Annotated in this window: 20 protein-coding genes; 11 read left to right on the top strand and 9 right to left on the bottom strand. The window is 71.8% G+C overall.

What is annotated here, in order from left to right; translation table 11 throughout:
• Nucleotides 1-126: 126 nt before the first annotated feature.
• The 4 genes from ACF07S_RS24750 to ACF07S_RS24735 all read right to left on the bottom strand — a co-directional run bounded on the left by ACF07S_RS24750 (nucleotide 127) and on the right by ACF07S_RS24735 (nucleotide 5607).
• Nucleotides 127-2169, bottom strand: coding sequence for a beta-galactosidase (locus ACF07S_RS24750; protein ID WP_391975138.1), 2043 nt, complete (start codon nucleotides 2167-2169; stop codon nucleotides 127-129).
• A 74-nt stretch (nucleotides 2170-2243) separates the two neighbouring features.
• The gene (locus ACF07S_RS24745; protein ID WP_391963085.1) at nucleotides 2244-3587 is read right to left on the bottom strand and encodes an ABC transporter substrate-binding protein; all 1344 of its coding nucleotides are present in this window, start codon (nucleotides 3585-3587) and stop codon (nucleotides 2244-2246) included.
• Nucleotides 3588-3725: 138 nt separating this feature from the next.
• On the bottom strand, nucleotides 3726-4673 hold the full coding sequence (locus tag ACF07S_RS24740; protein WP_391963084.1) for a carbohydrate ABC transporter permease: 948 nt from the start codon (nucleotides 4671-4673) through the stop codon (nucleotides 3726-3728).
• Nucleotides 4674-4680: 7 nt separating this feature from the next.
• Nucleotides 4681-5607 carry a carbohydrate ABC transporter permease gene (locus tag ACF07S_RS24735; protein ID WP_391963083.1) on the bottom strand — a complete coding sequence of 309 codons (927 nt, stop codon included), beginning with the start codon at nucleotides 5605-5607 and terminating at the stop codon, nucleotides 4681-4683.
• Between the two features lie 359 nt (nucleotides 5608-5966).
• Between ACF07S_RS24735 and ACF07S_RS24730 the strand changes: the two genes are divergently transcribed.
• The 6 genes from ACF07S_RS24730 (at nucleotide 5967) to ppk2 (ending at nucleotide 13610) form a co-directional block, all read left to right on the top strand.
• The gene (locus ACF07S_RS24730; protein WP_391963481.1) at nucleotides 5967-6959 is read left to right on the top strand and encodes a LacI family DNA-binding transcriptional regulator; all 993 of its coding nucleotides are present in this window, start codon (nucleotides 5967-5969) and stop codon (nucleotides 6957-6959) included.
• Nucleotides 6960-7722: 763 nt separating this feature from the next.
• Nucleotides 7723-9378, top strand: a complete 1656-nt coding sequence (locus ACF07S_RS24725) for a DEAD/DEAH box helicase (RefSeq protein ID WP_391975137.1) — start codon at nucleotides 7723-7725, stop codon at nucleotides 9376-9378.
• A gap of 230 nt (nucleotides 9379-9608) precedes the next feature.
• On the top strand, nucleotides 9609-9926 hold the full coding sequence (locus ACF07S_RS24720; protein WP_391975136.1) for an SCO5918 family protein: 318 nt from the start codon (nucleotides 9609-9611) through the stop codon (nucleotides 9924-9926).
• 186 nt (nucleotides 9927-10112) lie between these two features.
• The gene (locus tag ACF07S_RS24715) at nucleotides 10113-10862 is read left to right on the top strand and encodes a sulfite exporter TauE/SafE family protein (RefSeq protein ID WP_391963480.1); all 750 of its coding nucleotides are present in this window, start codon (nucleotides 10113-10115) and stop codon (nucleotides 10860-10862) included.
• A 118-nt stretch (nucleotides 10863-10980) separates the two neighbouring features.
• On the top strand, nucleotides 10981-12285 hold the full coding sequence (locus tag ACF07S_RS24710) for a glycoside hydrolase family 5 protein (RefSeq protein ID WP_391975135.1): 1305 nt from the start codon (nucleotides 10981-10983) through the stop codon (nucleotides 12283-12285).
• Nucleotides 12286-12680: 395 nt separating this feature from the next.
• Nucleotides 12681-13610: a polyphosphate kinase 2 gene (gene ppk2, locus ACF07S_RS24705; RefSeq protein WP_391963479.1), complete on the top strand. Its 930-nt coding sequence runs from the start codon at nucleotides 12681-12683 to the stop codon at nucleotides 13608-13610.
• Nucleotides 13611-13629: 19 nt separating this feature from the next.
• Here the strand turns inward: ppk2 and yicI are convergent, their stop codons facing one another.
• Nucleotides 13630-15900, bottom strand: coding sequence for an alpha-xylosidase (gene yicI, locus ACF07S_RS24700; RefSeq protein ID WP_391963079.1), 2271 nt, complete (start codon nucleotides 15898-15900; stop codon nucleotides 13630-13632).
• A 293-nt stretch (nucleotides 15901-16193) separates the two neighbouring features.
• On the opposite strand from yicI, the gene ACF07S_RS24695 reads away from it, so the two are divergent.
• From ACF07S_RS24695 to ACF07S_RS24685, 3 genes are read left to right on the top strand one after another with little or no spacing between them, the layout of a single operon-like run.
• The gene (locus ACF07S_RS24695; RefSeq protein WP_391963078.1) at nucleotides 16194-17468 is read left to right on the top strand and encodes an ABC transporter substrate-binding protein; all 1275 of its coding nucleotides are present in this window, start codon (nucleotides 16194-16196) and stop codon (nucleotides 17466-17468) included.
• Nucleotides 17465-18418: a carbohydrate ABC transporter permease gene (locus tag ACF07S_RS24690; protein WP_391975134.1), complete on the top strand. Its 954-nt coding sequence runs from the start codon at nucleotides 17465-17467 to the stop codon at nucleotides 18416-18418. The genes ACF07S_RS24695 and ACF07S_RS24690 overlap by 4 nt, the downstream gene beginning before the upstream one ends.
• A gap of 5 nt (nucleotides 18419-18423) precedes the next feature.
• Nucleotides 18424-19251 carry a carbohydrate ABC transporter permease gene (locus ACF07S_RS24685; protein ID WP_391963076.1) on the top strand — a complete coding sequence of 276 codons (828 nt, stop codon included), beginning with the start codon at nucleotides 18424-18426 and terminating at the stop codon, nucleotides 19249-19251.
• A gap of 61 nt (nucleotides 19252-19312) precedes the next feature.
• Here the strand turns inward: ACF07S_RS24685 and ACF07S_RS24680 are convergent, their stop codons facing one another.
• From ACF07S_RS24680 to ACF07S_RS24665, 4 genes are all read right to left on the bottom strand, one after another.
• Nucleotides 19313-20572: a PP2C family protein-serine/threonine phosphatase gene (locus ACF07S_RS24680; RefSeq protein WP_391963075.1), complete on the bottom strand. Its 1260-nt coding sequence runs from the start codon at nucleotides 20570-20572 to the stop codon at nucleotides 19313-19315.
• Nucleotides 20573-20672: 100 nt separating this feature from the next.
• Complete coding sequence (locus ACF07S_RS24675; protein ID WP_391975133.1) at nucleotides 20673-21425, bottom strand: IclR family transcriptional regulator; 753 nt, start codon at nucleotides 21423-21425, stop codon at nucleotides 20673-20675.
• An 82-nt stretch (nucleotides 21426-21507) separates the two neighbouring features.
• The gene (locus ACF07S_RS24670) at nucleotides 21508-21930 is read right to left on the bottom strand and encodes a DUF6003 family protein (protein ID WP_391963073.1); all 423 of its coding nucleotides are present in this window, start codon (nucleotides 21928-21930) and stop codon (nucleotides 21508-21510) included.
• A 272-nt stretch (nucleotides 21931-22202) separates the two neighbouring features.
• The gene (locus ACF07S_RS24665) at nucleotides 22203-23627 is read right to left on the bottom strand and encodes a cellulose binding domain-containing protein (protein WP_391963072.1); all 1425 of its coding nucleotides are present in this window, start codon (nucleotides 23625-23627) and stop codon (nucleotides 22203-22205) included.
• 406 nt (nucleotides 23628-24033) lie between these two features.
• On the opposite strand from ACF07S_RS24665, the gene ACF07S_RS24660 reads away from it, so the two are divergent.
• Nucleotides 24034-24885: a GntR family transcriptional regulator gene (locus ACF07S_RS24660; protein WP_391963071.1), complete on the top strand. Its 852-nt coding sequence runs from the start codon at nucleotides 24034-24036 to the stop codon at nucleotides 24883-24885.
• A 226-nt stretch (nucleotides 24886-25111) separates the two neighbouring features.
• Complete coding sequence (locus tag ACF07S_RS24655; RefSeq protein WP_391963070.1) at nucleotides 25112-26149, top strand: GDP-mannose 4,6-dehydratase; 1038 nt, start codon at nucleotides 25112-25114, stop codon at nucleotides 26147-26149.
• Nucleotides 26150-26216 lie beyond the last annotated feature (67 nt).

Below are 26216 nucleotides of genomic sequence, written 5' to 3'. Positions count from 1 at the left end.
ATCGGTGTGCCCCCGACATCGAGGTGTGTGGTCACGCTCTGGTGGACCCTCCCGCCGGGTTGGCCGCCGGCGGGAGGGGACGGCCCCCGGGACGGGTGCGTGCCGTCCCGGGGAGCCGAAGGGGTCTCAGGCGACCGGCTGCCGCAGTACGGCGACCGCGCGGGGCCCGAGGGTGAGGGCGCCGTCGGCGCCGGTGGTGCCGACGAGTACCTCTCCGGCGAGGCCCCGGACCGGAACGGTCCCGTCGGTCCGGTTCACCAGGAACAGGAACCGTCCGCCGGGGCCCCGGCGCACGGCCGGCTCGACCAGCCCGCGGATCTCGGCGGGCAGTTCGCTCTCCACCCCGGTCGCCGCCAGCAGCCTGGGCAGCAGGGAGGTGAGCCCGTCGACGCCGAGCCGGGTGGAGACGTACGCGGCCGAACCGGAGCCCGCCGGCCGCCGGGTGACCGCGGGCCGGCCGGCCTGGAGGCCGGTGCGGTAGCGGGCCACGACCTCGGTGTCGGCGGCGGTCACGGTGATCCGGTCGGTCCACAGCGTGCCGGTCGTGGCGTCGTCGAGTTCGACGCCGACGCCGGGGAGCAGCGGGCCGAACTCCTCGATGCGGATCCCGAGCAGGTCCCGCAGGGCGCCCGGGTAGCCGCCGAGCCAGACGTGGTCGTGCTCGTCGACGACACCGGAGAAGTACGTGGTGATGAGGTGGCCGCCCTGTTCGGCGTACCGGGTGAGCGTCTTGGCCAGGCCGGCGGGGACCAGGTGCAGCACGGGCGCGACCAGCACCTGGTGGCGGTGCAGATCGGCCCGGGTGGTGACGAGGTCGGCGCGGATGCCGAGGGCCAGGAGGGCCGCGTACCAGTCGAGCGCCTCCTGCCGGTAGTCGAGCAGGGAGGTGGGGTGCGAGTCCTGCTCGCTCGCCCACCACGACTCCCAGTCGTAGAGGATGCCGATCCGCGCGGGCTCCCGCTCGGTCCCGGCGACCGGGGCGAGCGACTTCAGGGTGGCGCCGAGCTCGGCCACGGCGCGGAACAGGTCGCTGTCCGCACCGGCGTGCGGGACCATCGCGGAGTGGTACTTCTCGGCGCCCGCCGCCGACTGCCGCCACTGGAAGAAGCAGACCGCGTCCGCTCCGTGCGCGACGTGCAGCAGCGAGTCGCGGGCCAGGTCACCGGGGCGCTTGGGCACGTTGACGGGCTGCCAGTTGACGGCGCTGGTGGAGTGCTCCATCAGGAACCAGGGGCGCCCGCCGGAGATGCCGCTGGTGAGGTTGGCGGAGAAGGACAGCTCGTCGCGGTCGTGCGGGCCGGGGTGCACGTAGTGGTCGTTGGAGACGAAGTCGATCTCGTCGGCCCAGTCGGGGTAGTTCATGCCCTTCGTGCCGCCCATCACCATGAAGTTGGTGGTGACCGGGACGCCCGGCGTGATCTCCCGCAGGATCTCCCGCTCGGCGCGCAGATGGTCCCTGAGCGCGTCCGAGGAGAACCGCTTGAAGTCCAGCTGCTGGGTGGGGTTGGGATGGGAGGCGGCCAGGCGGGGCGGCAGGATCTGGTCCCAGTCGGTGTACCGCTGGGACCAGAAGGCCGTGCCCCAGGCGCTGTTGAGCGCGTCCACCGTGGTGTAGCGGGCGCGCAGCCAGTCCCGGAAGGCGCGGGCCGCGTCGTCGGAGTAGTCGTAGACGTTGTGGCAGCCCAGCTCGTTGTTGACGTGCCAGGCGACCAGCGCGGGGTGGCCGGCGTAGCGGGTGGCCAGCTCCCGCACCAGGCGCAGGGCGTACCGGCGGAAGACCGGCGAGGTGGGACGCCAGTGCTGGCGCGCCCCCGGCCACAGCGTCTCGCCGGTGGCCGTGACGGGGAGGATCTCCGGGTGGGCCGTGGTGAGCCACGGCGGCGGGGAGGCGGTGGCGGTGGCCAGGTCGACTCCGACGCCGCCCTCGTGCAGCAGGTCCAGGACCTCGTCGAGCCAGCCGAATTCCCAGGTGTCCTCGGCCGGCTGGATACGGGCCCAGGAGAAGATCCCCACGGACACGAGGTTCACGCCGGCCTCGCGCATCAGCCGGACGTCCTCCTCCCACACGGAGCGGGGCCACTGCTCGGGGTTGTAGTCGGCGCCGTAGACGAGACGGGGGGCGGGATCACCGTCCGCCCCGCCGGCGCGGGACAGGAGGGTGGAGATCATGGCGGTCCTTCCGGTGTGGGGGCCGCCGGGCGGCGCGGGGTGTGCGCGCCGCCCGGCGTGCTGCTTCTCGACGGCTACTTCTCGACGGTGAAGCCCTGCTCGTTGCCGTACTCGACGGAGGCGTCCTGCCAGGTCTTCAGGCCCTCGGTCAGCGTGGTGCCCGAGACGTAGGCCTTGCCGACGGTGTCGTTGAAGATCGAGTTGGCGTACACCTGGTACGGCAGGTACGACCAGTCGTCGGCGACGTTCGCGGCGGACTCGGCGAAGATCTTGTTGGCCTGCTGTCCGCCGAAGTACGGGAACTCGGTGTTCTGGAACGCCTGGGAGTTCAGCTGCGCGGTGGTGGCCGGGAAGGCGCCGCCCTCCACGCGCGTGTCCACGCCCTTGCCGGAGTTGGCGTACTCGACGAAGGCGTAGGCGAGCGCCTCGTTGCCGCCGAGCTCGGGCAGGGTGAGGGCGCTGCCGCCGTTCTCCGCGCTCGCCCTGCCGCCCGCCTGCCACTGCGGCAGCGGGGCGACGCGCCAGTCACCGGCGGCGTCCTTCACGCCGGAGGCGAGGTTGGCGGGCATCCAGGCGCCGATGGCCAGGGTGGCGATGGTGCCGTCGCCGAGACCCCTGTACCAGTCGTCGGACCAGCTGGTGACGGGCGCGACCAGCTTCTCGTCGAGGAGCTTCTGCCAGGTGGTGGTGTAGGACTTGGCGCCCTCGTCCGAGAAGTCGATCCCCACCTTGGTGCCGTCGACCTCGTACGGGCGTGAACCGGCCTGCCACAGGAGGCTGGTCGTGAAGCCCGCGTCGCCGGCGTCGTTGGTGATGTACGCCTTCGGGTCCGCCTTCTTCAGGGCACGGCCCGCGTCCACGTACTCGTCCCACGTGGTGGGCACCTTGATCTCGTGCTTGTCGAAGACCGCCTTGTTGTAGAACAGCGCCATCGGGCCGGAGTCCATGGGCAGGCCGTAGATGCCCTCGCCGCCGGCCTTCACGCCGTTCCAGGGGCCGGGGGAGTACCGGCCGGCGAGCTTGTCGGCGCCGAAGCCCTTGAGGTCGGTGAGCTGCTTCGTCAGCGCGTACTGGCCCATGGCGTAGTACTCGACCTGGGCGACGTCCGGGACCCCCTTCTTCGCGGACATGGCGTTCTGCAGCGCCTTGTACTGGTCGTTGCCGGTGCCCGCGTTGACGAGGTTCACCTCGACGTTCGGGTGTTCCTTCTCGAAGTCGGCGGCCACCTGCTTCAGCGTGGGTTCCCACGCCCAGACGGTGACCGTGCCGCCCTTCTCCAGTGCGGCCCGGACGTCCGGGCCGGAGACCGTCTTCGGGCCGGACCCCTCGTCGCCGGATCCGCCGCAGGCGGTGGCGCCCAGGGCGAGGGCGCAGACGAGGCCGATGCCGCGCAGCAGGCGGCGGGAGTGCTTGTGCATGGTCGTGCTTCCACTTCTTCGTGGCCGAAACCGTGACCGATGGGAGGGGAGGGGAGGGGCAGGGACAGCCACCGCGCGGACGCCGCCCGTCCGGGCGGGGCGGACGAGCCGCGCGGCGGCGGACAACGGGCAGTGGCGCTATTCCTTGACGCTTCCGGCGGCGAGTCCGGACTGCCAGTACTTCTGCAGCAGCAGGAACGCGGCGATCAGCGGGACGATGGTGATCAGTGAGCCGGTGACGACCAGATGGAAGACGGGCTGGCCACCGGCGGTCTCGGCCTGGGCGTTCCAGCTGTTCAGGCCCAGGGTGAGCGGATACCAGTCGGGATCCTTGATCATGATCAGCGGCAGGAAGTAGTTGTTCCAGGTCGCGACCATGGTGAACAGCGAGACGGTGACGATGCCCGGTGCCAGCAGCGGCAGGGCGACCTGGAAGAAGGTGCGCACCTCGCCGGCGCCGTCGATCCTGGCCGCTTCCATCAGCTCGGTCGGAATGGCCTCACTGGCGAACACCCACATCAGATACAGGCCGAACGGGGAGATCAGCGAGGGGATGATCACCGCCCAGGGGGTGTTGGTCAGGCCCATGTTGCTGAACATCAGGAAGGTCGGCACCGCCAGCGCGGTCCCCGGCACGGCCACCGCGCCGATGACGACCGCGAAGACCGCCCGGCGTCCGGGGAAGTCGAACTTGGCGAGCGCGTAACCGCCCAGCACCGCGAGGAAGGTGGCACCGCCCGCGCCCACCACCACGTACAGCAGGGTGTTGAGCAGCCAGCGGGTGAAGACGCCGTCGTCGTAGGTGAACGTCTCGGCGACGTTGTCCCAGAGGGCGAAGTCGCCGTCGAACCACAGGCCGAACGACCGGGACAGCCCCTCCTGGGTCTTGGTGGCGCTGACGGCCAGCCACACCAGCGGTACGAGGCTGTAGAGCAGCACCAGGCCGGTGAGCACGGTCAGCAGGACACTGCGGCGCGGCCGCCCGGGGGAGTGCCGGCGCCGGGGCGTGCGCAGCCGGACGGCGGAACCGGACGAGGATGACGGCGGGGCCGCGGAGCCGGGGGCGGGGGTGACGGTACCGGTCATCGCTGCCTCACATTCCCTTGCGCATGCCGCGCAGCTGGACGACATAGGCGATGACCATGGTGATCAGCCCCATGACGATGGCGACCGTCGCGGAGTAGTTGTGCTGCTGGCCGGAGAAGGACAGCGAGTACGTGTAGAAGTTCGGGGTGTAGTCGGTGGTGAGGGCGTTCGGCGCCAGCTTCTGCATGACGCTGGGCTCGTTGAACAGCTGGAAGCTGCCGATGACGGAGAAGATCGTCGCGATGACGAGCGCGCCCCGGATCGCGGGCAGTTTGATGGCGGTGATCACGCGGATCTGGCCGGCGCCGTCGATCTCGGCCGCCTCGTAGAGGGAGTTCGGGACGACGCGCAGCGCCGAGTAGAAGATCAGCATGTTGTAGCCGACGAACTCCCAGGTGACGATGTTGCCGATCGAGGCCAGCACCAGGCCGGGGGAGAGCGGGTCGGGCAGCGAGACGCCGAAGGCGTCGTTGACGTCGCCGACGAGGCCGAAGCGGGTGCCGTACATGTAGCTCCACATGAGCGTGGCGACGACGGCCGGCACCGCGTACGGCAGGAAGACCGAGACACGGAAGAAGTTCTTGCCGTACAGCCGGCCGCTGTCCAGCGCCAGGGCCACCAGCAGGGCGATGCCGAGCATGATCGGCACCTGGACGCACAGGAAGAGCGAGACCCGGCCGAGGGCGGCCCAGAACCGGTCGTCCCCCAGCGCCTGCCGGTAGTTGTCGAAGCCGACGAAGGCGGTCCCGCCGATGAGCTGGTCACGGAAGAGGCTCAGATACACCGAGTACGCGATCGGTGCCAGGAACACCAGGGCGAACACGGCCACGAAGGGACCGATGAACCCCCACCCGGTCCAGGAGCGGCGGTCCCGTCCCGGCGGGGGCGGGGCCGGCCGCGGCTCGGCGGCCGCCGGCGGTTGCAGCGTCGTCATGTCGTTCCTCGCTCGTCACCATTCCGGAACCGGCGGCTGCCCCGGCCCGGAGCCGGGTGCCATGCCCCGCACGAGATGTTTACGCAAACATCAGCCATCACAAAGAGGGGCGGAGCTGTTATGTTTACGTAAACATCCGATGGCGGAATGTCTACACCGCCCCGACGACGACGGTCAAGGGTCCTCCCGGGGAGCCGTGACACGAGTAACCACAGGAAGGCGGCTGACGTCGAGTGGACACGGTCGAGGGGGCGCCGGCGCCGCCGGCCGGCCCCGCCACCGAGCTGGCCGGGACCGACCGGGCGGTGACGGACGGCGCTCCGGCCGGGCGGCGCGCCCGTGCCCGCGCCACCGCCTCCATGGCGGACGTGGCGCGGCTCGCGGGGGTCTCCTCGCAGACCGTCTCCCGTGTGTCCAACGGCTATGCCGGGGTGACCGAGGAGACCCGCCGCCAGGTGCTGGCCGCGATGAAGGAACTCGGCTACCGGCCCAACAGCGCGGCCCGCGCCCTCAAACGCGGCGAGTTCCGCACCATCGGCGTCATCACCTTCACCCTGTCCACCACCGGCAACGTGCGGACCCTGGAGGCGATCGCCACCTCCGCCGCGAGCGAGGGGTACGCGGTCACCCTGCTGCCGGTCGCCGTGCCCACCCAGGACGAGGTGCGCGGCGCGTTCTCCCGGCTGGAGGAACTCGCCGTCGACGCCGTCATCGTCATCATGGAGGTCCACCTCCTGGACGCGGCGACCGTCCAACTGCCCCCGCACGTCCAGGTCGTGGTGGTCGACTCCGACGCCGGCGAGCACTACACGGTCGTCGACACCGACCAGGCCGGCGGCACCCGCGCCGCCGTGCGGCACCTGCTCGACCTCGGCCACCGCACCGTGTGGCACCTGGGCGGCCCCGAGGGCTCCTTCGCCGCCCAGCGCCGCACGGACGCCTGGCGCGCCGCCCTCACCGAGGCCGGACGGGTGCCGCCGCCCCTCGTCCGGGGCGACTGGTCGGCGGATTCGGGTTACCGGGCAGGCCTCGAACTGGCAGCCCACGACGACTGCACCGCCGTCTTCGCCGCCAACGACCAGATGGCGCTGGGCCTGCTGCGCGCCCTGCACGAACGTGGCCGGCGGGTACCGGAGGACGTCAGCGTGATCGGCTTCGACGACATCCCCGAGGCGTCCTCCTTCCTGCCCCCGCTGACCACCGTCCACCAGGACTTCGCCGAGGTGGGACGCCTCTGCGTCCGGGCGGTGCTGCGCAAGATGCGCCAGGCCGGCCCGGAGCGGGGCACCACCCTGGTCCCGGCGCGACTGGTGCGGCGCGACAGCACGGCACCGCCGCCGGGCTCCGTCTGACGGGTGAACTCCGGCCCTGTGCGCATCGGTCGGCGCGAGACCGGATGACCGTCGGGCACCGCCGGACAACTCCGGGACGAAGTCCGCCATGCCGGCCGGCGCACCCCCGGCCGGCCGCGGACCGACACCGGCAGGGCGCACCCGGTCCGCGTCCACGCCTGGTTCCCCGGCGGCGGCCCGGCGCAACCACCGGTTCGCGCGGCGGGCCGCCGGCCGGCTCGCCGGGCAGGGCGCCGGCCGGTTCCCCGGCGTCGGCACGGGCATCCCCACGGAGCCGGAGCCGGAGCCGGAGCCGGAGTCGCGCGCCGCGTCCGGCCCCCGCTCCGGGCCGGCGGAACGGGGCACGGCCGGCCGTGCCCGCGCGGGCGTCCGCCCGGCCCTCCGCACCCGCGCCGAGGCCGCGCGCTCCGTCGGCGGACCGTACCTCGTCGGCCCCGGTCCGCCGACCGCCCCGCGGCGGTGCGGTACGGACCCGGCACCGGTCCCCGAGGGCAGCGGCGTCCACGCCGGTGCGTTCCGGCTCCCCCGGCCGTCCCGCGGGACTCGTTCGCGGGCGGATCCAGGGGGTTGCGCGGGCCGTGTAGTCTGATGTCACTAGCAGTTGTGGTAGCCGAAAGGCTCGAGGGGCGACAGGAACGCTCCTCTCCCTCATGACGTTCACTCGCAACCGGGGCCCGCATCATGGCGATGCAGGCCCCGGTTCGCTGCCGGTCATCGTGCTGTGGGCGTTCCTTGGCAGGTGCCACATCAAGGAAGGTTCCGCTTGAATCGCGCCCGTACCAGTGATCGTTCCACCCGCACCCGCACCGGAGCCGCGGCATCCGGCCGTTCCGGTGCCTCCCGTCGCTCCAGAGGCCCCGCGGGCCGAGCGTCCTCGGTACAGGGCGAATTCGCCCTTCCGACGACGGTCACGCCCGCCCTCCCGGCCGTACGGGACTTCGCCGAACTCGCCCTGCCCGAGGAGATGCTCGCCGCCCTCGGCCACGAGGGGGTGACGGTGCCGTTCCCCATCCAGGCGGCCACCCTGCCGAACTCCCTGGCCGGCCGTGACGTCCTCGGCCGCGGCCGCACCGGGTCCGGCAAGACCCTCGCCTTCGGCCTCGCGCTGCTGGCCCGCACGGCGGGCAGGCGCGCCGAGCCCCGGCAGCCGCTCGCCCTCGTCCTCGTTCCCACCCGTGAGCTGGCCCAGCAGGTCACCGACGCCCTCACGCCGTACGCCCGCTCCCTGAAGCTCCGGCTGGCCACCGTCGTCGGCGGGATGTCGATCGGCAAGCAGGCCGGGTCCCTGCGGGCGGGTGCCGAGGTCGTCGTCGCCACCCCCGGGCGGCTCAAGGACCTCATCGACCGCGGGGACTGCCGGCTGGACGAGGTCGCGATCACCGTCCTCGACGAGGCCGACCAGATGACCGACATGGGCTTCATGCCCCAGGTCACCAGGCTGCTTGACCAGGTGCGGGCCGACGGCCAGCGCATGCTCTTCTCGGCCACGCTCGACCGCAACGTCGACCAGCTGGTGCGGCGCTACCTGACCGACCCGGTGGTCCACTCCGTGGACCCGTCCGCGGGTGCGGTCACGACGATGGAACACCACGTGCTCCACGTCGACGACACGGACAAGCGCCGGACGACGACCGAGATCGCGGCTCGGGACGGCCGGGTGATCATGTTCCTGGACACCAAGCACGCGGTGGACAAGCTGACCAAGCACCTGCTGAGCAGCGGCGTCCGCGCCGCGGCCCTGCACGGCGGCAAGTCCCAGCCCCAGCGCACCCGGACCCTCGCCCAGTTCAAGGACGGGCAGGTGACGGTGCTGGTGGCGACGAACGTGGCGGCGCGTGGCATCCACGTCGACAACCTCGACCTGGTCGTCAACGTCGATCCGCCCAGCGACCCCAAGGACTATCTGCACCGCGGCGGACGCACGGCCCGCGCCGGCGAGTCCGGCAGCGTCATCACCCTGGTGACGCGCGACCAGCGGCGCGAGATGAGCCGGCTGATGACGCAGGCGGGTATCACCCCGCGGATCACCCAGGTGCGGTCGGGCGACGAGGAACTGAGCCGCATCACCGGCGCTCAGGCCCCCTCCGGCGTACCGGTCGTCATCGCCGCTCCGGTCGTGGAACGCCCGCGCCGCGCCGCGTCCTCGTCGTCACGCGGCCGCCGGGGCCGCGGCGTACGGGGCCGTACCGCGGAAGGCGGCACCGGGCAGACCGGCACCGGGCAGAAGCGCGAGGCCCCGGCCCGCACCGCCCAAGGGGGCCGCACCGCCCAAGGCGGCCGCACCGGCGCGGAGCGCACGGCCCAGGGCCGGACCAGCCAGGGCCGGACCAGCCAGGGCCGGACCAGCCAGGGACGGCGCGCCGGCGAGGCTCCGCGCCGCAGGACGCGGACGGAGTCGGCCACGGACCGCGCGGCCTAGTGCTGCGGCCGGAAAGGTCCACCGGCTCGCGGCAGACCTTTCCGGCCACAGCACCAGGCGCGCCGTTCCCCGACGTCATGACAAGAAAGCGACATGGTGGCATGGCGACACGGCCGTGCAGCCGGCGGCCCCGGCCGCCCGTCGCTTTCGCTCCGAACCGCATCCAGTCCGCCGCAGACCACTCACCCACCCGGGTCGGCCCGTCTTCCTTTCTCCTCCTGTGAGGCAACATGCGCTGTGTCATCGCCCGATACCCGTTCGACCTGACCAAGGCCGGAGTCCTGGAGTCGATGAAGGGCATCACGCCCGAACCGGTCACGGGTGAGTCCGTGACCATCGGACGTCGCCGCTACCCCGTCAAGCAGGTGGGGCAGATCATCACCCGCCAGGACCGCCGCGACTTCACCAGCGGCGAGGTCGTGCGGGCGATGGCCCGTCTCGGGTTCACCTGCCACGACCACCCCGAGGCCGCGCCGCCCGTGCGCGACCTCTCCCCGCTCGAGACGGCCTCGGAACTGCTGGGCGGCCAGGCCGCGCGGCAGGACTGAGACGGACGGGCGGGCCGGCCGGCCCGCCGGACCACCGGGGGAACGCCGAGCGGCGCGCGCCCGGGGACCCTTCGGCGACCGCCGAAGGGTCCCCGGGCCGGGTTCGTCCCATGAACGTTCCTCCGGGCCCCGGCCGTCAGCGGCCGGCGACGACGTGACCGGGACCGCGGCGTGACGCCGGTGGAGATGGCCGGCGTCTTCGCCGCGGGCGTCGGCGCCGGTGCCATGAACGCCGTCGTCGGCTCGGGGACGCTGGTCACCTTCCCGGTACTGCTCGCCACCGGGATGTCCCCCGTCACGGCCACGGTCTCCAACGCCCTCGGTCTGATTCCCGGCTCGATCAGCGGAGCCATCGGCTACCGCAGAGAACTCGCCGGCCAGGGACGGCGCATCCGCAGGTTCGGCGTCGGCGCGGCGCTGGGCGGGCTCGCGGGCGCCACCGCCCTGCTGGCCCTGCCCGCCGAGGCGTTCGAGACCATCGTGCCCACCCTGGTCGGACTGGCCCTCGTCCTCGTCGCGTTCCAGCCCCTGATCACCAGGGCGGTACGCGGCCGCCGGCCGGAGGGGCACGCCCCCCGGCGTGACGGCGGACGGCCGCTGTTCGTCGGTCTGACCCTGGCCAGCGTCTACGGCGGCTACTTCTCCGCCGCGCAGGGCATCATCTACGTCTCGCTGATGGGGCTGCTGCTCGACGAGCCACTGCAACGCCTCAACGCCGTCAAGAACGTGCTCGTCGCCGTCGTCAACACGGTCGCCGCGGCCTTCTTCCTCTTCGTCGCCGACTTCGACTGGACGGCCGTCGCCCTCATCGCGGTCGGTTCCGCCCTGGGCGGCCGGTTCGGCGCGCGGACGGGCCGCAGATTCAGCCCCGCGGTGCTCCGCGCCCTCATCGTCACGATCGGCACCGTCGCCCTCGCCCAGCTGCTGCTCCGCTGACCGGGCGCTTTCGCCCCGTCCCACGGCCGCACTTGTCGTGCACCTTGCAAACCGGGGCCGGCTCTAGTTCCATCTGGTTAGGAAACTTTCCTAACCATCCAGTCCGGACGGAGCCCCCATGCCACCGGCACGCCTCCCGCTACGCCCCGCCGCGGCCGCCGCGGCCCTCGCCAGTGCCCTCCTCCTCACCCTGACCACCGCGTCCCCGGCAACCGCGGCGCCGGTCCCCACCCGCGCCCCCGCCGCCACCGCGCGGACGGCGCACGCGGCGGACCCCCGGCTCCCGGCACAGATCACGCGCACGTCCGCGCGGGACGGCGGACACGGTGACGACATGACGCCCACCCACGGCGGCGACACCGCGGCGGACGGCCGGACGACCGGGTTCGACCCGCCCGCCGGAACCACGGCCGACGGCCACCGGTCCACCACCCGGGACCGGCGGGCACCGGCCGGCCCGGCCGCGGACCTGCCCGCGGCCGGCACTCCCGTGGCCGTCAACGGACAGCTCGAGGTCTGTGGCACCCGGCTCTGCAACGAGCACGGCACCCCGGTCCAGCTGCGCGGCATGAGCACGCACGGCACCCAGTGGTACCCCCAGTGCCTGACCGGCGGCTCACTCGACGCGCTGGCCGAGGACTGGGGCGCCGACGTCCTGCGCGTCTCCACGTACGTGCAGGAGGGCGGTTACGAGACCGACCCCGCGCACTTCACCGGCCTGGCCGACTCGCTGATCCGCCAGGCGAGCGACCGCGGCATGTACGTGATCGTCGACTGGCACATGCTCGACCCCGGCGACCCGCACCTGAACCTCGACAGCGCCCGGACGTTCTTCACCGACATCGCGAACCGCAACAAGGGCCGCGACAACATCCTCTACGAGATCGCCAACGAGCCCAGCGGGGTGAGCTGGTCGCGGATCAAGAGCTACGCGGAGCGGATCATCCCGGTCATCCGGGCCGTCGACCCCGACGCCCCCGTCCTCGTCGGCACCCGCGCCTGGTCCTCGCTCGGCGTCTCCGAGGGCGCCGACGAGTCGGAGGTCGTGAACAACCCGGTCGACGCCTCCAACATCATGTACACCTTCCACTTCTACGCCGCCTCCCACCGGGACGAGTACCTGGCGGCCCTCTCCCGCGCGGCGGACCGGATCCCCGTGTTCGTCACCGAGTTCGGCACCCAGAACTACGCCGGTGAGGGGGAGGACGACTTCGCCATGGCACAGCGCTACCTCGACCTGATGGCGAGCAGGAAGATCAGCTGGACCAACTGGAACTTCTCCGACGACCACCGTTCCGGCGCCGTCTTCACCACCGGCACCTGCGCCGGCGACGGCCCCTGGACCGGCACGTCCTCGCTGAAGCCCGCCGGTGTCTGGGTCCGCGACCGCATCAGGAGCCCGGACGGCTTCCCGGCCGTCTGAGCCGCCACCCGGCCCGCCCCGTCCGGCGTCCGCGCCGGACGGTGCGGGGCCGTTCCCGCTGTCACGGCAGGATCGCGTCGACGCAGCCGCCGTCGACGCACGGGGCCCCACCGGTGGTGGCGGACGCCCGGCCGGAGCGGAGACGAACGACCACGTGCGCGCTCTCCTCCGGCTCGATCGGCCGTCGCCGCCGGATCGGTCGCACACGCACGCCCCCGCTTCGGCCTGCTGCTTCCCGATCCCGAGTGACCGGATCATCACAAGGGATCCGATGGGCATACGCTTCTTGTAGCGCACTCCGAGAGGTGGGAGACGACGTGACGGCCGAGTACGAGGAAGAGCCGGACGGCCGGACGGAGGCCGAGGAGGCACGCTCCGGCACGACCGGCGACGATCTGCTCCACGGACTGGAGGTGGACGACCGGCGCCCGGAGCGGCCCGTGCTCCTCGACGCCGACGGCACCCCGATCGAGACCTGGCGGGAGAACCACCCCTACGACCACCGGATCCGCAGGGCGGAGTACGACAGGACCAAGCGCATCCTGCAGATAGAACTGCTGAAGATGCAACGCTGGGTGAAGGACACCGGTCAGCGGATCGTGGTGGTCTGCGAGGGACGGGACGCGGCCGGGAAGGGCGGCACGATACAGCGGTTCATAGAACGCCTCAATCCCCGCGGCGCCCGCGTGGTGGCCCTGGGGAAGCCGACCGAGCGCGAGGCGGGGCAGTGGTACTTCCAGCGCTACGTGGCCCACCTGCCGGCCCGGGGCGAGATCGTCTTCTTCGACCGCTCCTGGTACAACCGCGCCGGCGTCGAGCGGGTCATGGGCTTCTGCACGGACGGCGAGTACCAGCAGTTCCTCGAGCAGACGCCGATGTTCGAGCGGCTGCTCACCGACGACGGCATCATGCTGGTGAAGTTCTGGTTCTCCGTCTCCCGGGCCGAGCAGCGGACCCGGTTCGCCATCCGCCAGGTCGATCCGGTACGGCGCTGGAAGCTGTCGCCGATGGACCTCGCCTCGCTCGACCTCTGGGACGACTACACCACGGCCAAGGTCGAGATGTTCCGGGCCACGGACACCCCGCACGCGCCGTGGACGGTCGTGAAGAACAACGACAAGCGCCGGGGCCGGCTGGAGGCCATGCGCTCCCTCCTCGACCGCTGCGACTATCCCGCCAAGGACCACGGGGCGCTGGGCAAGCCGGACCCGTTGATCGTCGGCTCGGCGGACACCCTGCTGGAGGCCGGTGAGGAGCCCGCCGCCCTCTCACCGACCCCCCTGGCGGGCCCCGGACACGGCCCGGGCAGCCACCCGGACGACTGACACGAGCACCGCCACGCGGTCACCCCAGGGGCACCGTCACCTCGCCCGCGCCCCGCGCCTCGGCCCCGCCGGCGACGCGCACCGTGAACGGGCGGTCGGTCCCGGACGCCGTGACCCGCAGGACGCCGCCGTCCCGCCGGAGCCGGAACGTCGCGGCCGGCAGCCCGGCGGCGTCCGGCACGGTGACCTCCGCCGCGTAGCCGGGCGCGGCCGACGGGTGCGCCAGCAGGACCGGGGCGTCCAGCCAGTCGCCGTCCGGACGGGAGTCGTCGCCCGCCAGCGGCAGCACGGCGCCCTCACGGACGTACAGCGGAAGGCTGTCGTAGCCGTGCCGCTCGGTGCGCCAGCGGGGGCCGGTGACCCGTTCGCCGCTGAGCAGATGGGTCCAGGTACCCTCCGGCAGATAGACCTCCACCTCGCCGTCCTCGCCGAACACCGGCGCGACGAGGAGATCGGGGCCCAGCATGTACTGGCGGTCGAGCGGGCGGCACGCCGGGTCGTGCGGGAACTCCAGCACCATGGGCCGCATCACCGGGACGCCGGTGCGGTGGGCCTCGGCGGCGGCGCCGTACAGATACGGCATCAGGCGGTGCTTGAGCAGGGTGAACCGCCGGGCCACGTCGACCGCCTCGTCGCCGAACTCCCACGGCACCCGGTAGGACGAGGAGCCGTGCAGCCGGCTGTGGGAGGACAGCAGTCCGAAGGCGAGCCAGCGCTTGAACACCGAGGGGTCGGGCGTGCCCTCGAAGCCGCCGATGTCGTGGCTCCAGAAGCCGAACCCGCTCAGGGACAGGGACAGTCCGCCCCTGAGCGACTCGGCCATCGCCTCGAACGAGGACCAGCAGTCGCCGCCCCAGTGCACGGGGTACTGCTGTCCGCCCGCGGTGGCGGACCGGGCGAAGAGGACGGCCTCGCCCTGTCCGCGCTCCTTCTCCAGGAGTTCGAACACCGTCCGGTTGTAGAGCTGGGTGTAGTAGTTGTGCATCCGCTCCGGGTCGGAGCCGTCGTGCCACACCACGTCGGTGGGGATGCGCTCGCCGAAGTCCGTCTTGAAGCAGTCCACCCCCTGGTCCAGGAGGGGCTTGAGCTTGGACTGGAACCAGGTCCTGGCGTCGGGGCTGGTGAAGTCGACCAGACCCATTCCGGCCTGCCACAGGTCCCACTGCCACACGTCGCCGCCGGGGCGGCGCACCAGGTGTCCCAGGGCGGCGGCCTCGTCGAAGAGCGGCGACTTCTGGGCGATGTAGGGGTTGATCCAGACGCTGATCCGCAGGCCCTTGTCCTTCAGCCGGGCCAGCATGCCGTCCGGGTCGGGGAAGACGTCCGGATCCCACCGGAAGTCGCACCACTGGTACTCGCGCATCCAGAAGCAGTCGAAGTGGAAGACCGACAACGGGATGCCGCGCTCGGCCATGCCGTCGACGAACGACGTCACCGTCTCCTCGTCGTAGGAGGTGGTGAAGGAGGTGCTCAGCCACAGCCCGAAGGACCAGACGGGCGGGAGGGCCGGGCGCCCGGTGAGCGCCGTGTAGCGGGTGAGGACCTCCTTCGGGGTGGGGCCGGCCACGACGTAGTACTCGAGCGACTGGTCCTCGACGCTGAACTGCACCTGCCCGACGGACTCCGAGCCGACCTCGAAGGAGACGGCACCGGGGTGGTTGACGAAGACGCCGTAGCCGCGTGAGGAGAGATAGAACGGGACGTTCTTGTAGGCCTGTTCGCTGCTCGTGCCGCCGTCGGCCTGCCAGACGTCGACGGTCTGGCCGTTCTTGACGAACGGGGTGAAGCGCTCGCCCAGGCCGTAGATCTGCTCGCCGACGCCCAGCGCCAGCCGGCTCAGCACATGGTGCGCTCCCCCGTCGGTGGTCGCGAAGGCGGTGCTCCTGGCGCCGGCCCGGGTCAGCTCGCGTCCGTCCGCGTCGTGGAAGGTGAGGGCGAAGGGACCCTCCCCGTCGAGCCGCAAGGTCAGCGGACCGCTGGTCAGTTCCGTGACCGTGCCGTCCCGGCGCACCGTCCCCGCGCCGCCCGCCTCGCCGGTGAGGACGAAGTCCGGGCCCGGGCGGCGCCTGCCCGCGTGGTGGGTGACCCGGACGCCGATGACGCCCTCGGCGGGGGAGAAGCACTCGAACGTGAGCAGCGGCGCGTTGAGGGTGTCGCCCCTGTGGGTCACTTTGTTCACGGCGGCATACCCGGTGAAGCGCTTCGATTCCGGACGTACATCACGTACTTCGGTGGCGTACGCGAGCCGGACGCCGTCGCGGATGCGCCAGAAACCGTCGGTGAATTTCATGATCTTCCTCGTCGGGGGAGGGCGGAAGAGGCGCGGGAGGAAGCCTCTGACCAGGAACTATGACAGGCGTTACAGGACCTGTCACGCCTTGGCGCGAGCAGATCGCGCCGCTCGGGGTCTAGCGCGACCGGCTCGCGCTGACGTATTAGTAATCAGGCAAAACAAATTACACCCGGTGTAGCGCTTGGCAACACCTCGACTTGAGCCGCACGTAGTCGAAGCGCTTCACCTCCTCCCTGGAAGAGCCACCGGCTCGGCGCATGCCGTGCCGGTCCCACACAAGGGCCCCCACCGTGACAGCACATCCCCCGGTTGCCGCACACCGCGCGCGTGGACGCTCGCGCGGAGCCGTCACATCCTTCGCCACCGTCTCCGTCCTCGTCCTCGGAGCGGCACTGACCGGCTGCGCACAGCAGCGCGACAGCGGCGTGTACACCGTGATGAACTCCTCGACCGACGAGACCTACCACCGCTGGGACGCCGAGGCGATGGCCCGCTGCGGCGAGCGGCTGGGCGTGAGCATCGAGCAGCAGAGCGTTCCGGCCGCGCAGGTGATGACGAAGGCGCTGCGCATGGCCTCCTCGAAGTCGCTGCCGGACGTCGTGCAGTTCGACGCCTCCGAGATGCCGACCTTCGCGGAGGCCGGCGGCCTCGTCGACCTGCGCACCCTGGGTCTGGGCACCGACGACGTCCCCGAGGGCATCGTCGACTTCGGTTCCTACCGGGGCACGTACTACGGAGCGGCCCGCTCCGTGAACACCCTCGCGCTCTTCTACAACAAGGACGTCCTGGACGAGGCGGGTGTCCCCGTGCCCACCACCTGGGAGGAGTTGCGCAGGACCGCCAAGCGGCTCACCCGGGGCGAGCGGTACGGCCTGGCGCTCAGCGCGGGCGGCGCCGAGGACGGCGTCTTCCAGTTCACGCCGTTCATGTGGTCCAACGGCGGAGACGAGAGCGATCTCGCCGGGCCGCGGGTCGTCGAGGCGCTCGACTACTGGAAGGCGCTGCTCCAGGACGGTTCGCTGTCCAAGTCGACGGTCAACTGGACCCAGGCCGATGTGAACGACCAGTTCATGGCGGGCAACGCCGCCATGATGATCAACGGCCCGTGGCAGGTCGAGACCCTCAACACCAAGAAGTCGCTGCACTGGGAGATCGCCCGGATCCCCGTCCCCAGGCCCGGGGCCGACTCGGTGGGGCCGCTCGGCGGTGCGGTGCTCACCGTGCCCCGTACCGGTGACGGCGAACGCGAGAGGACGGCCGGCCGGATCGTCGCCTGTCTGGCGGGGGAGAGGGAACAGCTCACCTACGCCCTGAACAGCTGGATGGTCCCGGCCAACGAGAAGGCCGCCGCCGAATGGCGCGAGCGCGTGCCCGAACTGGACGCGCTGGCCGGCCAGGTCGCCGCCGCCCGGTCCCGCACCGCCAAGCTCGGCGCCGGCTGGTCGGGCGTGTCCCTCGCCCTGCAGAGCGCCTTCCAGTCCGCCCTGACCGGCGAGTCCAGCGAGGCCGCCCTGAAGCGCGCCCAGCAGCGGGCAACGAGCGGGAACCGAGGTACGCGCCCATGACCACGTCCACCGTCACCGCCGCGACGTCCGCGAAGACGTCCGGGACGGCCGCCGCGCCCGGCCCGGGCCGGGCGCGCCTGCGCCGCGGGATCGCCCGGTGGGGCTTCGTCGCCCCCGCCGTCGTCTTCATGCTGCTGTTCTTCGGCTACCCGCTCGTCCGCAACGTCGTGATGAGCTTCCAGCACTACACGCCGAAGACGTTCTTCACCGGCGAGGCCCCCTTCAACGGCACCGACAACTGGTCGTCCGTCTTCCAGGACGTCCTCTTCGGCAAGGCCCTGTGGCACACCCTCGTCTTCACCGCCGGCTCCCTGCTCGGCCAGTTCTGCATCGGCCTCGCCCTCGCCGTCTTCTTCAACCGCAGGTTCCCCCTGAACGGAGTCCTGCGGTCGCTGATCCTGCTGCCCTGGCTGGTGCCCATGGTGGTGTCCGGCATCGTGTGGCGCCGCATCCTCGACCAGGACACCGGCGTGCTGAACACCTTCCTGGACACCCTCGGCCTGGGCGGTCAGACGCCCTGGCTCACCAGTCCGGACATGGCCCTGCTCTCGGTGGTCCTGGTCAACATCTGGATCGGCATCCCGTTCAACATGGTCATCCTGTACGGCGGCCTCCAGGAGATCCCGAGGGAGCTGTACGAGGCGGCCTCCCTGGACGGTGCCTCGGCCTGGCGGACCTTCCGCTCCGTCACCCTGCCGCTGCTCAGGCCGGTGGTCACGGTCGTCCTGGTGCTCGGCTTCATGTCGACGGTCAAGATCCTCGACCTGATCCTCGCCCTCACCGACGGCGGCCCCGCCGACGCCACCCAGACCCTGGGCACGCTCACCTACCAGAACTCCTTCGTGGAACTGGACTTCGGCGCCGGCGCGGTCGTCGGCAACGTACTCATCCTCATCTCCGCGGTGTTCGCGGTGTTCTACCTGCGGGCCAACCGCACCGAGGGGAAGTGACCCGCATGGCCGCCCACGCACCCACCGCGTCACGCCGCCGCTGGGGCTCCACCGTCACCGGTGTGCTCGTCCTCGCCGTGATGCTCTTCCCGCTGTACTGGATGCTCAACACCGCGCTCCAGCCCGAGTCGGGCCTGCTCGAGGTCGACCCGGTACCCGGCGGCCTGGACCTGTCCGGGTTCTCCAGGGCCCTCGGCGACCAGGGCGGCCACCTGCTGACCTCCCTGGTGGTCTCGTTCGGCGCCGTCGCCGTCTGCCTGGCGATCTCCGCCCCGGCGGCGTACGGACTGGCCCGGTTCGGGCTGCGCGGCTCGCGCACGATCGTGTTCGGCACCCTGATCACGCAGATGGTGCCGGGCATCGTCATCGCCAACGCCCTGTACACCTCGTACGTCGATCTGGGCCTGGTGAACTCCTACTTCGGCCTGATGCTCGCGGACGCCTCGCTCGGCATCCCGTTCTCCATCGTGCTGATGCGCTCCTTCATGGTGTCCATCCCCGGCGAGGTCATCGAGGCCGCCGAGATCGACGGCGCCGGGCCGGTACGGACCTTCCTGCGGGTGGTGCTCCCGATGAGCCGCAACTCCCTGATCACGTCCGGGCTGTTCGCGTTCCTGTTCTCGTGGAGCGACTTCATGTTCGCGCTCACCCTGAACACCACCGACGACGTCAAGCCGATCACGCTGGGCATCTACCAGTACATCGGCGCCCACGTCGGCGACTGGGGCGCCGTGATGGCCGCGTCCGTCCTCTCCGCCGTCCCGGCGGCGGTCCTGCTCGTCCTCGCCCAGAAGTACATCGCCGCCGGTATCACCGGGGGCTCCGTCAAGTGACCACCGCGCGCCCGGAGGCGGACCGGGCCGATCCCGGCCGGCCGCCACCCGGACACCGGTCTCAGACGGCGCCCTCCCGGTCGCCGGCGGCGTCGCCCGCGTCCGGTCCCGCCAGGTCCACCAGCGGCCGGACCACGGGGATGCCGGTGGGCGCGGGGCCGTCGGGGCGCGCGCCGCGGTCCGCCCGGCCGGCGACGGGCTTGCGGAGCAGGAGCAGGGCCGCGTCGTCGTGCAGCCGGCCGCCCACATGGGCCAGCAGCTCCTCGTGCACGGCGGCGAGCGTGCGGGCCGGCTCGTCGCACAGGTGCCGGGCCAGGCCCTCGGCGAGCGGGTAGAACTCGCGGCCCTCGTCGCGGGCCTCGGTGACGCCGTCGGTGTAGAGCAGCAACTGGTCCCCCTCGGCGAACGAGAGCACCTGCAGGCTCGGGGTCTCGTCCGACAGGGCCCGCAGCCCGAGCGGGGGCGCCGGGCGGTCGGTCTCCACCGCGGCCACCTCGCCGTCCCGGACCAGCAGGGGAGGTGCGTGGCCGCAGTTGACCATCTCCAGGCGTCCGGGCTCCGGGTATCCGGCGACCACGGCGGTGACGAAGTCGTCGTACCCCAGATTGCGGGCCAGACTCCGTTCGATCCGGCGGACCACGTCCAGGAGATCGGGCTCGTCGTGCGCCGCCTCCCGGAAGACACCGAGCACGAGAGCGGCGGTCCCCACGGCGGGCAGGCCCTTGCCGCGGACATCGCCGACGATCAGCCGGACGCCGTGCGGGGTGGGGATCAGGGCGTAGAGGTCCCCGCCGATCCTGGCCTCCGCCGCGGCGGCGCTGTAGTGGACCGCCGCCTGGAACGGCCCGACGGCCTCCGGGACCGGCTTGAGCAGGGCGTGCTGCGCGGTCTCCGCGACGGAGCGGACGGCCGCGAGCACCCGCTCGCGGCGCGCGCGCAGCGCGCTGGCCAGGGCGCCGGCCAGGGTGACGGTCACCAGCGCGGCGAGCACGACGGCCAGGGCGGAGGCCGGTACGCCGTGCCGGACACCGATCGTCGCGCCCAGGAGCGCGGCGAGGAGACCGACACCGACCACGCTGCACACACCGCTGGTGGCCGCCGCCAGCGCGGGCCCGGTGGCGAGCAGCGGCAGCCAGATCCGCCCCCGGCCGTCCACCAGGTCGACGAGCACGATGACGCAGACGATCAGCACGGGCAGTGCGGGCGTACCGGCGGCCAGGTGCGCGAGCCTCCGCACCCGGGGCGATGCCGCGTGTCCCGCCCTTCGCAGGCACTTCCGTACCGGCCGATGGTCGCGTCCTGGCTGTCGGGCGTGACTCATGTGTTGTCCGCTGTCCTCACCTGTACGCGGCGTGTGCCGACCAAAATGTCTGACTTAAACAGGAAAGATGATCGTATGCAGCGTCACAAGGGTGGGTATTTCAAATGGTGAGAGACAGGTTCCTGGTCACTCGCCCCGCCGCGGGGAGGAGCCGCTCGCGGACCTCGCGGAGCCGGGACAGCCGGTCCGCCGGCATGGACACACCGAGCGAGCCCAGGACGTGTCCGCTGTAGACGGGCACGGCGACACAGACGGTGCCGAGGGCGTACTCCTCGAGGTCCGTGACGGCCGGGGCCAGGGGAGCGGAGTCGATCCGGCGGATCAGTTCCGGGGCGGTGGTGATCGTCCGGGGGGTGAGGTCGTTGAGGGAGTGCCGGGAGAGGTACTCCCTGCGCGCCTCGCCGTCCAGCTCCCGCAGCACGGTCTTGCCCAGAGCGGTGGCGTGCCCGGCGTCCTCGAAGCCCACCCAGAGGTCGGCCCGCGGTGTGCGGGGGCCGTCGACAATCTCGGCGATGCGGATCTCGCCGTCCTCGTAGAAGGTGAGGTAGGCGGCGGTCGAGAGTTCGTCCCGCAGGGCGGCCAGGGCCGGCCGGACCCGGCTCAGCAGCGCCTGTCCGGTTCCGACCGTGTGCAGCGTCCGCAGTCTGTCGCCGAGGACGAACCCACCGTCGTCCAGTTTGCGCAGGTAGCCGTCGTGCACCAGCGTGCGCAGCAGATGGTAGGCCGTGGCCAGGGGCAGTCCCGTCTCACGCGCCAGCTGTTTCGCCGGCGCGCCGTTCTGATGGGCGCTCGCCGCCTCCAGCAGCCGGAGGGCACGCTGCACGGAGTTGATGAGCGTCGGGCCCGCACCCATGGGACAAGCCTGCGCCGGACGCCCGCCGCAGGCAAGACCGGCGTCGCTCACCGCTTCCCGCCGCGGCCGGGCGCCGCGTCGCTCAGTGGGCCGCCGCCTTCACCGTCGTGAGGTCCTCACCGGTCAGTTCCGCGATCCGGTGGGCCGGCACCCCGGCGGCCAGCGCCCGCGTCAGCAGTCCGTCCCGCCCGTTCGTGCAGGACCGGTAGGCCAGCAGTTCCTCCTCCACCCGCGCCTGGTCCGGGGGCGCGAGTTCACCGCGCAGGCGGCTCAGCTCCTCGGCGCCGAGCGGAACGGGAAGGCGTTCGGTGCCCTCCGGAATGGCCCCCGTCTCCTCGGGCGGGAGGAGGCGCAACCGGGGGGAGGTGACGGTGACCCCCTGCGCGTCGAGCCAGGCCCGCACCGCCGGGGTGTCCAGGCAGGCGAGTTCCCCCACGGCGGCCAGGGGGACGCCGAGCGGTCCGTCCGCGTCGTCGAGCAGGACCAGGTAGGCGTCGTCGGTCATGTTCGGATGTCCCTTCCTCACGGGAAAGCGGTCACTGGTCGCAGCTCCTCTACCCCGTGAAGGCACTCTCACCGCGCACTGCCCACGATGGGGTGACCACCGTCCCGCGACCCCGGTCCGGCTCCCGTGGCTCGTCGGCGGAAGCCCCGGGAAGGTCGCGTGAACGCGGGGGAACGGACGGGCGCCCCACCGGAATGCGGCCGGGTCCGCACGGAGCGGACCCGGCCGGCGGGTTGGCGGGACGGGCGCGGATCACGCCGCCGCGCGAGGGCTCAGGGAGCGGGGACCTCGTCGACGAAGGACGTGCCGGCACCGCGATAGGCGTTGATCTTCGCCGTCACCTGGGCCGGGGTCAGGACCTGGTCCTTGACGTGCAGGACGTAGTCCACCTGCTGGTCGTAGGCGCGCGGCGTCGTCGACGTCTGCCCGTCGAGGTCGATCAGCCACTGGTTGAAGTTGATCGACATCGGGCGCTCGGGCAGGTACGCGGCGTCGTGGGTGCCGAAGTGCCGGCCGTCCACGTAGTAGGTGATGGCGCTGCCGTCGATGGTGACGACCAGGTCGTGCCAGCCCGCGAAGCTCGTCCGGCTCTCGCTGTGCTGGTTGACGGCCTGCCAGGGGTCGGGGTTGTACGTCTCCCAGGAGGTCGTGTAGAGGATGTTGGCCGGCTCGCCCCAGCCGCCGTTGGGCAGGTACTCGAAGTCGTACTCGGCGTAGTCGTCGGCCATCGGGGCCTTGAGGTCGTTGATGGTGAAGAAGGTCTGGACGATCCGGTCGCCGTCGGGGCCGTACTTCGGCGCGTCGGAGAACCGGACCCGGGCGGCGTAGGTGCCGTTCCTGAACTTCATGCTCCGGGTGAGGATCTCGGTGTGCCGGGTGGAGGCGCCGGTGCCGGCGGTGGAGGTCTCCAGGTTCATCACCGTGTTGCCGCCCGAGGCGCTGAAGGTGACCTTGGAGGGGTCCCAGGTCGCGCCGGGCACACCCGGGCCGCCGGAGTTGGAGCGCACGTTCCAGCCGTGCGCGGAGATCGCCGGGTCGGTGTGCGAGGTGTAGGTGAAGTCGTCGAACAGGGTCTGGCCGCCGGCCGGCGGGTCGGTGGGGTCGGTCGGATCGGTGGGGTCGTTGCCCTCGGGGGCCGTGCCCCACACCGTGGCGCCGGACAGCTGGGCGGTGACCTTGTTCCAGTCGGCGTACGACGTCCGTGCGGCGTCGAAGGAGTAGTCGTCGCTCTGCCTCAGCGTCTGCCAGGTGGCCTGGTGGAAGCGGAGCTGCATGTCGCCGGTGTCGGCCCCGGGCGCCAGCGACCCGGCGGACGGGGTGAACCCGATCTCCAGGTAGCGGTCGGCCGTCGCGGTGGGGCTGGCGAGGGTGCCGAACGTCCCGGTGATGACCGAGCAGCCCTTCACCGCCCAGGAACAGGCGAACCGGTAGGTGGCGTTCGGCGCGTCGGCCTTGAAGTAGTAGCGGAGCTTGACCTGGCTCAACTGGACGCTGGTGGAGCCCGTGTTGCGGACCTTGAGCCAGGGCTCGCTCTGGTCGGCGGTGGCTCCGCCGGCGCCGGTGCGGTACTGGACGGCGAGGTCGCCGTCGGCGGCGGAGGCGGCGGTGGAGGGAAGGGCGACCAGGGCGGTGCCGCCCAGGAGGGCGGTCAGTGCCAGGGCCGCGCGGGTGCGGCGGCCGGCGGGACGAGTGCTCATCCGTGGTCCTTTCGCTGTGGGGGTGGCGCACGGTGGTTCGTCGGTGCGGCGACGGGCGGGTGCCGCGGCACGTCGTGCCGCCGGGCGGGGCGGCCCGGTGCGGCCCGTCGCGCGGGGTGCTCGCGGTACTTGCGGCACTTGCGGTGCTCGCGGAGGGAAGACCGGCGGACGACGCCCCCTTCCGGACTGACCAGTTGCCCGCCGAGCTTTACCAGTCGATGTCGACGAAGGTGGCATAGACCAATCTGGGCGTCAACCCTCCCGGCACGCCCGCCGCACGGCCCGCCGCCCGCTCGAGCCCCCCGGGCGGGGAGCCGGGACGCACGACCGGACTCCTTGGGGCGGCTGACCAGTTATGGTCGAGGGCGTACCAGTGGCCCGCCCCGCCGACGAACGAGAGTTCCGCATGGAGATCGATCCCTCCGCCCCGGGTGCCGTGCTCAAGCGCGAACGGGTCCGCGACGCGATCCTCGAGCTCATCGAGACCCGCCGCCCCGGCGACGCCATCCCCTCGGAGCGCGCCCTCTGCGCCGAACTGGGCGTTTCCCGCCCGACGTTGCGTGCGGCCGTGGACGAACTCGTCGCCGCCGGACTGCTGGTGCGCGAGCACGGCCGGGGCATGTTCGTGGCCGCCGAGAAGATCACCCAGGAACTGGTCTCGGACCGCAACTCCTTCAGCCTGCCCCGCGCCGCAGGCGCCTGGACCAGCCGGGTCCTGGAGCTGCGCACCCTGCCGGCCGGCGCCCGGGTGGGACGCAGGCTGCGCATGTCACCCTCGGCGCCGGTCCGTTACGCGGCGCGCCTGCGCCTGGTCGACGGTTCCCCCATGGCCGTCGAGCACCTGCACGTCCCGGCGGACCTGGTGCCGGACCTGACCCGTGAGGAACTGGAACGGGGCGACCTGTACGAGCACTTCCGCGACCGCCACGGCGTGCAGGTCGGCGAGGCGGTCCAGTCGATCGAGCCCACCGTGGTGACCCGTGCGGAGGCGGACCTCCTCGGGGTGCCCGAGCTGTCACCCGCCCTGCTCTTCGAGCGCCTGACGACCGACACCGGCGACCGCCCGGTCGAGTACGTCCACTCCCTCTACCGGGGCGACCGCTACCGCATCGTCTCCCGGCTGTCCCTCGGCCCGCCGCGCGGCACCGCCGCCCCGGTACCGCGCGAAGGGCACCATCCCGGCATCCCGCCCGGGGACCTCACCCCCGGCGATCCGGTCACGTTCTCCACCCACGGGGTCGTACAGACCGGCCCGTGAACCGGAAGACTCGGAAATTCCTTAGCCCTTTCGGTGCTTGCATGGCGGTCACGAGGACGGCTCGTGAGTCAGCGCATGCTGTGCGTCCCGGGATCCGACGGGACCGACTGCCCGGTCGGTCCACCGGTGAGTGCGCGTCGCGCATCCAGTGCCGCCGCTTCCGGTCCGCGGGCGCGGTGCGGACTCCCGCCGACCGGTCCTCTCCGTGGCGGTGGAAAGAGAGAAGATGTCCAAGCGCGCACTGATCACCGGAATCACCGGACAGGACGGCTCGTACCTGGCGGAACACCTGCTGAGCCAGGGGTACCGGGTGTGGGGGCTCTGCCGTGGGCAGGCCAACCCGCGAAAGGACCGGATCGCCGAGATGATCCCCGACCTGTCCTTCGTGGACGGCGACCTGATGGACCAGGGCAGCCTGGTCTCGGCGGTCGACCTGGTCCAGCCCGACGAGGTCTACAACCTGGGGGCCATCTCCTTCGTCCCCATGTCCTGGCAGCAGCCCGAACTGGTCACCGAGGTCAACGGCACCGGCGTGCTGCGCATGCTCGAGGCCATCCGCATGGTCAGCGGACTCAGCAAGTCCTCCGGTGGCGGCTCCCGGGGCCAGATCCGCTTCTACCAGGCGTCCTCCTCGGAGATGTTCGGCCAGGTCGCCGAGAGCCCGCAGAGCGAGACCACCCGCTTCCACCCGCGCAGCCCGTACGGCGTGGCCAAGACCTTCGGCCACTACATCACCCGCAACTACCGCGAGTCGTTCGGCATGTACGGCGTCTCCGGGATCCTCTTCAACCACGAGTCCCCGCGCCGCGGCTCCGAGTTCGTGACCCGGAAGATCACCCTGGCCGTCGCCCAGATCAAGCTGGGTCTGATGGACAAGGTCAGCCTCGGCAACCTGGACGCCGAGCGGGACTGGGGCTTCGCCGGCGACTACGTGCGCGCCATGCACCTGATGCTCCAGCAGGAGGAGCCCGGCGACTACGTCGTGGGCACCGGATCGATGCACACGGTGCGCGACGCGGCCCGCATCGCCTTCGAGCACGTGGGCCTGGACTGGCGCGACCACGTCGTGGTCGACCCCGGACTGGTGCGGCCCGCCGAGGTCGAGACGCTGTGCGCCGACTCGACCAACGCCCGCAAGGAACTGGGCTGGGAGCCCGAGGTCGACTTCGAGCAGCTGATGCGCATGATGGTCGAGTCCGACTTGCGCCAGGCCTCGCGCGACCGCGACTACAGCCGGCTGGTGGCCGCCGCCGGCAGCTGGTAGGCCGTCCGGCCGCCCCGCGCTCCGGCGTCACACACTAGGGATTTCCGCAGCCGTACCGCCCGAGACT

Origin of the sequence: Streptomyces sp. NPDC016640, assembly GCF_043076215.1 — a bacterium.
Taxonomy (GTDB): Bacteria; Actinomycetota; Actinomycetes; order Streptomycetales; family Streptomycetaceae; genus Streptomyces.
The sequence above is the reverse complement of the archived record's forward strand: the minus strand, read 5'-3'. Positions and strand labels throughout refer to the sequence as shown.

Bases quoted from the DNA above. Each gene is read 5' to 3' on its own strand.
- ACF07S_RS24750 (WP_391975138.1), bottom strand. From the start codon at position 2,169: ATGATCTCCACCCTCCTGTCCCGCGCCGGCGGGGCGGACGGTGATCCC.
- ACF07S_RS24745 (WP_391963085.1), bottom strand. From the start codon at position 3,587: ATGCACAAGCACTCCCGCCGCCTGCTGCGCGGCATCGGCCTCGTCTGC.
- ACF07S_RS24740 (WP_391963084.1), bottom strand. From the start codon at position 4,673: ATGACCGGTACCGTCACCCCCGCCCCCGGCTCCGCGGCCCCGCCGTCA.
- ACF07S_RS24735 (WP_391963083.1), bottom strand. From the start codon at position 5,607: ATGACGACGCTGCAACCGCCGGCGGCCGCCGAGCCGCGGCCGGCCCCG.
- ACF07S_RS24730 (WP_391963481.1), top strand. From the start codon at position 5,967: ATGGCGGACGTGGCGCGGCTCGCGGGGGTCTCCTCGCAGACCGTCTCC.
- ACF07S_RS24720 (WP_391975136.1), top strand. From the start codon at position 9,609: ATGCGCTGTGTCATCGCCCGATACCCGTTCGACCTGACCAAGGCCGGA.
- ACF07S_RS24715 (WP_391963480.1), top strand. From the start codon at position 10,113: ATGGCCGGCGTCTTCGCCGCGGGCGTCGGCGCCGGTGCCATGAACGCC.
- ACF07S_RS24710 (WP_391975135.1), top strand. From the start codon at position 10,981: ATGCCACCGGCACGCCTCCCGCTACGCCCCGCCGCGGCCGCCGCGGCC.
- yicI (WP_391963079.1), bottom strand. From the start codon at position 15,900: ATGAAATTCACCGACGGTTTCTGGCGCATCCGCGACGGCGTCCGGCTC.
- ACF07S_RS24690 (WP_391975134.1), top strand. From the start codon at position 17,465: ATGACCACGTCCACCGTCACCGCCGCGACGTCCGCGAAGACGTCCGGG.
- ACF07S_RS24685 (WP_391963076.1), top strand. From the start codon at position 18,424: ATGGCCGCCCACGCACCCACCGCGTCACGCCGCCGCTGGGGCTCCACC.
- ACF07S_RS24680 (WP_391963075.1), bottom strand. From the start codon at position 20,572: ATGAGTCACGCCCGACAGCCAGGACGCGACCATCGGCCGGTACGGAAG.
- ACF07S_RS24675 (WP_391975133.1), bottom strand. From the start codon at position 21,425: ATGGGTGCGGGCCCGACGCTCATCAACTCCGTGCAGCGTGCCCTCCGG.
- ACF07S_RS24670 (WP_391963073.1), bottom strand. From the start codon at position 21,930: ATGACCGACGACGCCTACCTGGTCCTGCTCGACGACGCGGACGGACCG.
- ACF07S_RS24665 (WP_391963072.1), bottom strand. From the start codon at position 23,627: ATGAGCACTCGTCCCGCCGGCCGCCGCACCCGCGCGGCCCTGGCACTG.
- ACF07S_RS24660 (WP_391963071.1), top strand. From the start codon at position 24,034: ATGGAGATCGATCCCTCCGCCCCGGGTGCCGTGCTCAAGCGCGAACGG.
- ACF07S_RS24655 (WP_391963070.1), top strand. From the start codon at position 25,112: ATGTCCAAGCGCGCACTGATCACCGGAATCACCGGACAGGACGGCTCG.